The sequence below is a fragment of the Acetobacter indonesiensis genome (assembly GCF_000963945.1).
Taxonomy (GTDB): domain Bacteria; phylum Pseudomonadota; class Alphaproteobacteria; order Acetobacterales; family Acetobacteraceae; genus Acetobacter; species Acetobacter indonesiensis.
Window position 1 is genome coordinate 1 of record NZ_BAMW01000047.1, and the last position, 456, is coordinate 456.

Genomic DNA, 456 nt, shown 5'->3' on the forward strand with positions numbered 1-456 from the left:
TTTTTGCCCGGCAACTTCCGTGTAACCCAGCATCTGACTGGCCTGCGTACCCGTCACTTCATTCAGAATGACATGAGCGGCCTTGCCTTGCAGGTTGGCGTTACCGTACACATACCCACCAAGCTGTGTCTGGGTCGCCTTGGTTGCGTTATTGAGAATCAGCCCTTTCTGTTCAACGCCATACTGCGTGAACATGTTATGAGACAGCCCCGCCCCATTCGGCGTTGCAATATTGAGCTGCTGTACCCCATTCGCCGTCCGGTCCAGACTGGGGGACGGGGCAGACGGATTGGTCCGGTTATCAATGACAATGGACGGAGCGGCCTGCTGTGCATTGGCAATTGCCGGAGCAAAAGCCAACGACAAAGAAGTCGTCGTCGCAACACCCTGCCTGAAAAGCCGTTTCAGTGACTGCAACACCATCAGAACCGCACTCCTGCCTGAAAGGCCGCAATC

1 protein-coding gene is annotated in these 456 nt (G+C 55.5%); it reads right to left on the reverse strand.

Features of this window, described 5'->3' with window-relative positions:
• Positions 1–423 (reverse strand): two-partner secretion domain-containing protein (locus Abin_RS16065; protein ID WP_048847139.1); only part of this gene is annotated, 423 nt, incomplete at its 3' end.
• Between the last annotated feature and the right edge of the window lie 33 nt (positions 424–456).